Annotated in this window: 8 protein-coding genes; all 8 read right to left on the reverse strand. The window is 34.5% G+C overall.

The window, feature by feature from the left end; genetic code table 11:
• Positions 1-663, reverse strand: a 663-nt coding sequence (locus ACKI5B_RS07240) for an ABC transporter transmembrane domain-containing protein (RefSeq protein ID WP_407427278.1), incomplete at its 3' end; no start/stop codon positions are given.
• Between the two features lie 75 nt (positions 664-738).
• A complete protein-coding gene (locus ACKI5B_RS07245) occupies positions 739-2,064 on the reverse strand; it encodes an ABC transporter permease (RefSeq protein WP_407427280.1) in 1,326 nt (441 codons plus the stop codon).
• Entirely contained in the window at positions 2,061-2,747 is a 687-nt protein-coding gene (locus tag ACKI5B_RS07250) for an ABC transporter ATP-binding protein (protein ID WP_407427282.1), read from the reverse strand. The genes ACKI5B_RS07245 and ACKI5B_RS07250 overlap by 4 nt, the downstream gene beginning before the upstream one ends.
• Positions 2,740-4,029 (reverse strand): FtsX-like permease family protein, encoded by a 1,290-nt coding sequence (locus ACKI5B_RS07255; protein WP_407427284.1) that lies wholly within the window; start codon positions 4,027-4,029, stop codon positions 2,740-2,742. The genes ACKI5B_RS07250 and ACKI5B_RS07255 overlap by 8 nt, the downstream gene beginning before the upstream one ends.
• Positions 4,019-5,278, reverse strand: a complete 1,260-nt coding sequence (locus ACKI5B_RS07260; protein WP_407427286.1) for a hypothetical protein — start codon at positions 5,276-5,278, stop codon at positions 4,019-4,021. Before ACKI5B_RS07260 ends, ACKI5B_RS07255 begins: the two co-directional genes overlap by 11 nt.
• A 14-nt stretch (positions 5,279-5,292) precedes the next feature.
• A complete protein-coding gene (locus ACKI5B_RS07265) occupies positions 5,293-6,159 on the reverse strand; it encodes a carbohydrate-binding domain-containing protein (protein WP_407427288.1) in 867 nt (288 codons plus the stop codon).
• Between the two features lie 25 nt (positions 6,160-6,184).
• The gene (gene ftsY, locus ACKI5B_RS07270) at positions 6,185-7,054 is read right to left on the reverse strand and encodes a signal recognition particle-docking protein FtsY (protein ID WP_407427290.1); all 870 of its coding nucleotides are present in this window, start codon (positions 7,052-7,054) and stop codon (positions 6,185-6,187) included.
• Positions 7,055-7,056: 2 nt separating this feature from the next.
• Positions 7,057-8,160 carry a hypothetical protein gene (locus ACKI5B_RS07275; protein WP_407427292.1) on the reverse strand — a complete coding sequence of 368 codons (1,104 nt, stop codon included), beginning with the start codon at positions 8,158-8,160 and terminating at the stop codon, positions 7,057-7,059.
• Positions 8,161-8,183 lie beyond the last annotated feature (23 nt).

Raw genomic sequence — 8,183 nt, forward strand, 5'->3', positions numbered from 1 at the left:
CTTTGCCTTAAATGCATCTGCTTCGTAAATCTGGAGAGTTGTAAGGCCCTGAAGATTTTCAAGAAAACTGTCAGCAAGATTTGCATACTGAGCCCAGTAAGCCGTGAGTATTTTTTTTGCAATTCCCTGAACTGTGGCCATCGAAATCGGAATTAAGGGAACGCATAAAAGAAGTGCGATTGCCATTTTTAAGTTCAAAAAAGCAATTACGGCAAAAGTAAAAACAGATGCAGCCATACTGTAATAAAACTGTGGCAGAAATGCTGCGAACCATGTTTCAATCTGCTCTACTCCTTCTACTGCAAGCTGAATAATTTTTGCAGTTGTCGTTTTTTCGTAATAGTCAGAACCAAGAAAAAGAAGTTTTTCATAAATTTTTGAGCGGAGAGCTATTTTTACTTTTACCGAAGAAAGAGAAGCAAGGCGTGAAGCAAACAGATTCGAAAAAACTGTGATTAAAAGGCATAAAGCCATTAAACCTAAAGGAAAAACAAAAGCTGTAAAATCAAAACTGTTCGAGTTTTTTGCAATAGTTATTATTTTTCCAGCACAGAAAATAAAAACAGTACTTGAAACAAGACCTGCAGCACGAAGCAAAACTGCTGCATAAACATATTTTTTTGCCTTACCGGAAAAATTGACAAGGCGTTTATCTATCATCATATCTTACCCTTTTATTACTTTTGTTATGGTAAGATAACATAAATTAGCAAATAAAAATTGTCAAGAAAAATAATCTTAAATTTTCCGCAGGGTTTCTATCGGTTTTTCTTTGCCGGCTTTTATTGCAGGAATTACACTTACTAAAACTGAAATAATTAATGTGACAACTGCAATCAAAATGATTTTAGGAACCGGCACAATTATCGAAAAATTCTGAAGATAAAATGCTTCATCAAGCAAATGAATTTGTGTATAAGCAGAAATATTTCCGCATATCAGATAAAAAATTTTTACAAAAAAATTAACTGTCATTTCAATAAAATTCATGATACTGCTGAAATTTAATGAACACAATAACCCCAGCGGCAGTCCGAAACACACACCTAAAAATCCTGTAACTAAAGCTGTAATCATAAAAGAAAGAGAAATTCCACCGGCCGTACCTCCAAGGCTTTTTAAAATTGCTGTTTCTTTTTTACGTTCCATTACAAGCATAACTAAAGCACTCGAAATATTTACGCAGGCAACCAGTACAATCAGCATCATTATCAGAAGCAGCATAATCTGTGTAGAAGCAAAATTTTCGTATTGAGAGGTATTCAAATCATTCCACCGGTAAAGTCGGCCAAAAGCAGATAAAAATGGAGAAAGAGTTCTGAAAGATTTTTCAAGTTCGATTGAAAAGGCACCGGAAGTTTCTATTCCAAAGGATGCAGTACAGGAGTTTTGAGAAATAAGATTAAATCCAGACTCTAATGAAACAAAAAGCCACAAAGCATCAAGTTCCTGATAACCGCTTGAAACAACCGCACTTACTTTAAGCGGCGTAATTTTTGGAATTTTTTTACCCGAAGCATTTTCTTTTGTCGTTATCAGCCTTATTGTATTCCCTGCCTTTACTCCCAGATCTGAAGCAAGTTTTTTTCCAAGAACACATGAATTCTTTGACGACAAATCAATTGAACCGTCCAGAATTTCAAAAAGTGATGTAAAAGAAGAATTTTTTTCAAAAATATCACTTTGAACCGCCCTGATTTGAGCACCAAACCGCCCTTTTAATGAAGAAGCAAGAGCTATCCCCTGTAATTCAGGATAAACATTTTTTACAGATTTATCATACTGCTTTATTGCAAAGGCAAATTCCTGCATGCTTTTTGGATTTGAAGCATATTCAGAATCTGGATACAAAACAAGCTGTAAATGTGAAGAAGAAAGTCCAATCATCCGCTCAGTAATACCTTTAATCATTCCTTCAGAAACAGTAAGCACCATAATCAAAGGTACTAACGATATTCCTATGCAGACAAGCGCACCTAAAAGGCTTTTTCTGGCATTGGATTTTTTGCCTGTGCGCGGAAATAAAAGTCTATATGCAAACATGAGAGAAGAAGAAAATGTCATAATGTTACCGGTTTAAGCATTCCATTTTCGATTGAATAACAGATGTCACCTTTTTTAGCAAGGTTGGTGTCATGAGTAACTAAAAGCAGTGTTTTTCCATATTTTTCTGCCATTGAAAAAAGCAGTTCGCCGATCATTTTTGCATTCTGCGGATCGAGATTTCCAGTCGGTTCATCTGCAAGAATAAGCTGCGGGTCATTTATAAGAGAACGGGCTACAGCAACACGCTGCCGTTCTCCGCCTGAAAGCTTACCAGGAAGATGATTAAGCCTGTTTTCTAAACCTACATCACACAAAAGGTTTCTTGCTTTTTCCATTGCAGCTTTCTTTGGAAGACCTGCCATTAAAGCAGGCAAAAAAGTATTTTCAAGAGCAGTAAAATCTTTTAAAAGATAATGAAACTGAAAAATCAAACCTAAAAAATGAGTCCTGTATTTTGAAAGAGAAGCTTCTTCAAGACGGGAAAGATTAAAATTACCGCAAATTATTTCTCCTGAAGTTGCTTTATCCAGTGAACCGATTATATTCAAAAAAGTACTTTTTCCGCTGCCGCTTTCTCCGACAATCGTAACTTTTTTACCTTTTTCAATTTCCAGATTCAAATCTTTAAGGATAGTAAGGCTTTCACCTTCAGTTTTATATGTTTTTTCCAGCGATTTTACACTCACAATGATTTCACTCATCTCTCATTACCTCAATAACATTCATTTTTAGTACATGCCTGCTTGCAAAAAAGCTTGCAACCAGAGCAGAAAGTATTCCAAACAGACAAATCATCACAACTTCACTGGCAAAAATCTTTGGTGGTATGCTTGCATAAAGGTAGAACATAGGATTTTCCCTGACAAGCTCTGCATTCTGCGGATTAAAAATTTTTGTCACAATCAATGAAAAATAATAAGAAACTTTAGCGATTACTACAAACACAGTTTCCATATTAACAGAAATCAAAATTCCTAAAATCATACCTGGAACTGAGCCCAAAAAACCAGTCAAAAAGCCCTGCATTATAAAAATTGACTGCACTGCCCTTTTTCTTGCGCCAAATGCACTTAAAACTGAAATTTCTTCCCGTTTTTCATAAACCATACGTCTCATTCCATTAAAAATATTAATTGCAACAACTACAAAAATCAAAAAAACTAAGAACATGAGCATATTTTTTTCAACCTGTAATGCACCAAAAAATGAGCGGTTATAACTTTTCCATGATTCAGCCTTCAGCCCTGGAAATTCTTTCAAAATCCGTCTTATTTCTTTTTCATCATCAGATTCATTAAAAAGTTTAATTCCATAAATAAGGTGCGCCTCCTTTCCAAAATATTTCTGACCGTCTTCAAGATTTATAAAAGCAAATGACGCATTAATATCAGCATAACCAGTATGGAAAATGCCTGTTACAGTAAAAATTCTGTCCTGTGAAAATAAATCAACATCACTTCCACCGGAAAGAGCGTACAAATTGATTTTACTTCCTGTTCTAGCTCCGCATCTGCGCGAAAGTTCAGAGCCTAATACAATACTGTCAGATGAGGACAAATCAAAGGAACCGGCAATCATATTCACATGATTCTTAAAACCGGAATCATCAGTATATACTGAAGAAGGAACAGCCTTTATCATTGCAGCAGCTTCTTTTCCACTGCTTCCTACGGCAAGACTTTGAGCCTCATAAAAAGGTGTAAACGAACGTACCTTCGAATCTGAAATACAGAATTCTTCAAAGGCTTTTGTATTTTCAACATTTTCTGCCCTGATGTGATATGAGCTGATTTCCATAATGACATCGATAAAACTGTGCTGAAAACCGTTCATTACGCTTACAACTGTAATCAATGTCATAACTCCAAAACCGATTCCAAGTGAAGACAAAATGGAAGGAAGCGATGAAGAGCCTTTTCTGTCTACTTTTGCGAAACGACGCGATACAAAAAAAATCCATGAAAGGGCCGTTTTAATATTCAAATTCACGTCTCCTGCTCTCTTTTTCGTTAAAATAAATAATTTCCGTTTTTCTCATACCGTCCTCATACAAAACTTCTACAGAAAAACCACTGTCAAAATACATTTTTTCGGAATAATGAGTTGAATCCGTATATTTCCGTTCAAGATGCAGCGAACCATCTTCAAAATATTTAAGATCTGGGGGCAGACTGTTTTCTTCAGTTACTGAAGAATAATCATAAACATTTTTTGTTTTCCGTTCCTGTGTTATAGTTTTTGAAAAAGAATTTATCTTATATTTCCAGAAAATATTTTCTTCTTCTTTGAGTCTTCCATTTTCATCATAAACAAAACTTGTCTTTTTATCATTTAATAAGATCTGCTCATTTTCATTTTTTTCATCAGTTTTATAATGACTTTCAAGACAGGTAATTAATTTTCCATTCTTATCAAAGATTTTTTCAATTCTTTTTTTATCAGAAAACTGTTCTTCTACGGCTTTATGCGGGTATTTTTCATTCTCTGAATACTCATAAACTATTTCACTTGTAAGAACCATTTTTCTGGCGGTATCTCCAAGTTTAAACTGCTCATTTTTAAGAATTCTGTACAAAGAATCATAAGTTTTCCGGATTAATTTATCCCCATATGAGTTAATCAGAACAGATTCGTCATTTCCGGTATAAAGCGCAAACTGCTCTCCGTCATAAGAAAATCGTCTTAAAGAACCGTCATTTTTTGTGTACGAAAATTCCTGTGGAATATCTTCGGTTAATTTTCCATCATCACCAGTTTCAATTCCGCGGCTGTCGTTATTTTCCAGCATTTTCAGGATTTTTTCACCGTCCAGGATTCCAGATAACTGAGATTCAGATGTTTCTGAAGCAGAAAAAGAAATAAGAGTCTGTTCAATCCACCCGTAATTTTCTTCCGGATTAGAAACAGAATACAAATCTTCTCTTGAAAATGTACAGTCAATAATTCCAGCTTTTTCAGGAAAATTATATTCAAAAATGTAAACAGATTTTTTTAACTCTTCAGAATACTTATACCGTTTCATAATTAAAGAAACATTCTGAGAAATACCGTTGAATATTTTGGCTTCAGGAAGTGAAGAAAGCCCTGTCATATTATAGCGGGTAATTTCAAAACAAAAATTCTGAATATAATGCAGTGCCTTTTTTTCATCAGATGATAAATTACGTGCAGAAATAAAATTACTGAAAAGAGAAAAAAATAATAAAACAAGAAAAAAACACTTTTTGTGCATGATGCTGAAAAAAATTACAGTTGTCTGTCGTAATTCAAAAGCTGTTCACTTATTGAAGCACCATCCGCTTTGTATGCATTTTTTTCTGTTTCATACAAATTAGTATCCGGGGTTGTAAATACCATAGCAGAGCCGGTAATTGCAATCGAGTGATTTTTCTGACCATCGTCTTTTTTAGTATCTGTTTTAAAAGCAGTTTCATTATTCCAGATATAAAAACTGCCGGACTGGATTTTAATTGTGAAATCCGCTTTAACTGCATTTTTAGAATTTACAAGATATGCCTTAAATTTTTTATCTTTTTCAACAATCAGATTCTCGCAGTTAATGCATGAGCCTTTTTTTGTTCCCTGAAAATAAAATTCACCGCTGCCTTTAAGTTTTACATCATCAGCCTTAACTGCATGATAAACATTTCCAACTATATAAAGTGTACCGCTTCCGCCAAGTTCAAGATTTTTTTTACATTGAATTGCAGCAGGTTTCGATTTTGCCAGAGCATCCTGATTTCCGGAAGAAACTACATAATTTTTAGTATCTTTTGTGGTAGAAATTTCAGTTTTTGCTTCACCATAAATCACAGGTTCACCGGAAGAATTTTCAAGATAAACCTTGTTTAGTTTTAAAACTGTATTTTTTGTTTTGTTTATAATCTGACCTTTAAAATATCCGTTAATTGTATATTCAACACCTTCTTTTTGAGGTTCAAATATGATTTTATCTTTTGTAATTTTTACGCCTGAATCATTTGGAGCAATAAAAATCTTATCTCCATAAAAAGTTCTGAACTTTTCTGTCTCAACAGTAACTTTCACATCTTTTTCTGCAAAAGCCAGTGCTGACAGACAAAAAAATGTAAATAAAAATAATTTTTTTTTCATAGTCTTCTTCTCCAATTAATAATTTTTAATTTTCCAGGTATTCCTGAATATACTTTTCAGGATTAAATTTCTGAATATCTTCATATTTTTCGCCGGTACAGACAAAAAGCACAGGTATTTTAAGTTCCTTTCCTATTGAAAATACACAGCCGCCGCGTGCAGTTGAATCATACTTTGTAAGTACAACTGCATCTACACCTACACTTTCATTAAAAACTTCTGCCTGTCTTAAAGCATTCTGACCGGTGGTAGCATCAATTACAAGAATTTTTTTATAACAGCCGGGATCGGCTTTTTGACCTGCAATGCGGTCAATTTTCTGGAGTTCACGAACAAGATTTTCTTTATTGTGAAGCCGGCCTGCAGTATCAGCAATAATAAGACCTCCGCCTGATGCACGACAGCTTTCTGCGGCATCAAAAACAACAGAACTTGGATCACTTCCATGCTGATGAGAAATTACCCTTATACCAAGTTTTTCTCCGTGCATTTCAAGCTGTTCTTCTGCGGCTGCACGGAAGGTATCACTTGCAGCCATAATAACATTTTCGCCGTTTTCCTTAAAAAAACGGGCAACTTTTGCACAGGTAGTAGTCTTTCCAACTCCATTTACACCAAGCATCATATAAATGTTTACCTTTCCTTTCTCCACAATAAAATCACAGGAACGGGCAAACGGCAGAAGAATATTTTTCAACTCATTTTTGACAGCTTCTTCTTCAGTAATTTTTTTGCTTTTACAGTTTTTATCAAGTTCTTCGGCAACTTCATAAGCCATTTTTGCTCCCATGTCACCTTCAACAAGAGCATCAGTTAAATCATCAAAAAATTCTTCATCTATTTTTTTTGAAGCAAAGAGACTTTTAAATTTTTGTGCAAAAGATAATTTCGACATTTTTACTCCACTAAAAATTCATTATTTTCGATTATTTTATCAGAATTTATTTTTTCTGTCGGCATTTTTTTATCAATTTTTGCATCTACAGGCAGAACCCTGTCAGCAGACCACAGATAACGCACCAGTTCAATTGCAAACCATACACCACACGCCGCAGTAACTCCAAGACAAACATTAGAACGGCTTTGATATTTTACTAAATCATCATAATTTCCGCGTCCCTGGCTGTAAGCATAATTTTCAGAAGTAAACTGTCCTACATTATAAAAAGTAAATGGCAGAGAACAGATTAAAGCTGTATAAGAAGTATACATCCACCGTCTTCGTTTATCGATATTAGCTGCTCTGTCAAAAGGTTTTGCATTTACAACCAGATTCATTCCATCAAAAGCATAATTCTGGGGGATTCTGAAAAAAGCAATATTACTTGAAGCAGAATCATCTTCATTTTCTTTTGGAACCGTAAAAACACCTAAAATTGTTTTAGAATTAACTTCGATTTTTGCATAAGGATTTTCCTGAGTTACAGGAGCCTGTAGAAGTCCATATGTATGAAAAACACCGTCTCTGTATTTTTTTAATCTGATTGAAGAAAGTCCCTGAACCTTAGGAACAAGTTCTGCATTTACAAAAAAACGGTTTTCATTTGTAAAAGAATATGTAAATGATAAATCTTCATAATCTGGAGCTTCAATGCTTATATGATGAATTCCAGAATCTTTTACAATTCTGTTTTCAAAAGTTCCGTCATTTTTTTTCAGGGAAAACACAATTCCGTCTATCATAATCTTTGCTTTTTCCTGAAGTTCTTTCGGTTCGATATTAAATTCAATTAAAACAGGCAGTGCATTTGCAATTTTTGCTTCAAAATTACGTGCAATTTCACCTGCCAGCGGCATAAGATCATTCAAAAGACCAACTTCTGTTACAGTTCCCAGTACTTCACCTCCCGGATAAATACGAAGATTTGCTGTAACAGAACAATAATCACCATAAGTTGTAATTTCGCCGGTTATCAGGCCATTAATTTTTGCACTAAGAACTTCCTGTTCAAAATCCCACGAAGTAAAGCCCGCCTCTAAAGCTTTAAAGTCGGAGGCCAAGCGGTCTTAGGAAGACAAATGTC

The organism is Treponema sp., assembly GCF_045657965.1.
Classification (GTDB): Bacteria; Spirochaetota; Spirochaetia; order Treponematales; family Treponemataceae; genus Treponema_D.

Bases quoted from the DNA above. Each gene is read 5' to 3' on its own strand.
- ACKI5B_RS07245 (WP_407427280.1), bottom strand. From the start codon at position 2,064: ATGACATTTTCTTCTTCTCTCATGTTTGCATATAGACTTTTATTTCCG.
- ACKI5B_RS07250 (WP_407427282.1), bottom strand. From the start codon at position 2,747: ATGAGTGAAATCATTGTGAGTGTAAAATCGCTGGAAAAAACATATAAA.
- ACKI5B_RS07260 (WP_407427286.1), bottom strand. From the start codon at position 5,278: ATGCACAAAAAGTGTTTTTTTCTTGTTTTATTATTTTTTTCTCTTTTC.
- ACKI5B_RS07265 (WP_407427288.1), bottom strand. From the start codon at position 6,159: ATGAAAAAAAAATTATTTTTATTTACATTTTTTTGTCTGTCAGCACTG.
- ftsY (WP_407427290.1), bottom strand. From the start codon at position 7,054: ATGTCGAAATTATCTTTTGCACAAAAATTTAAAAGTCTCTTTGCTTCA.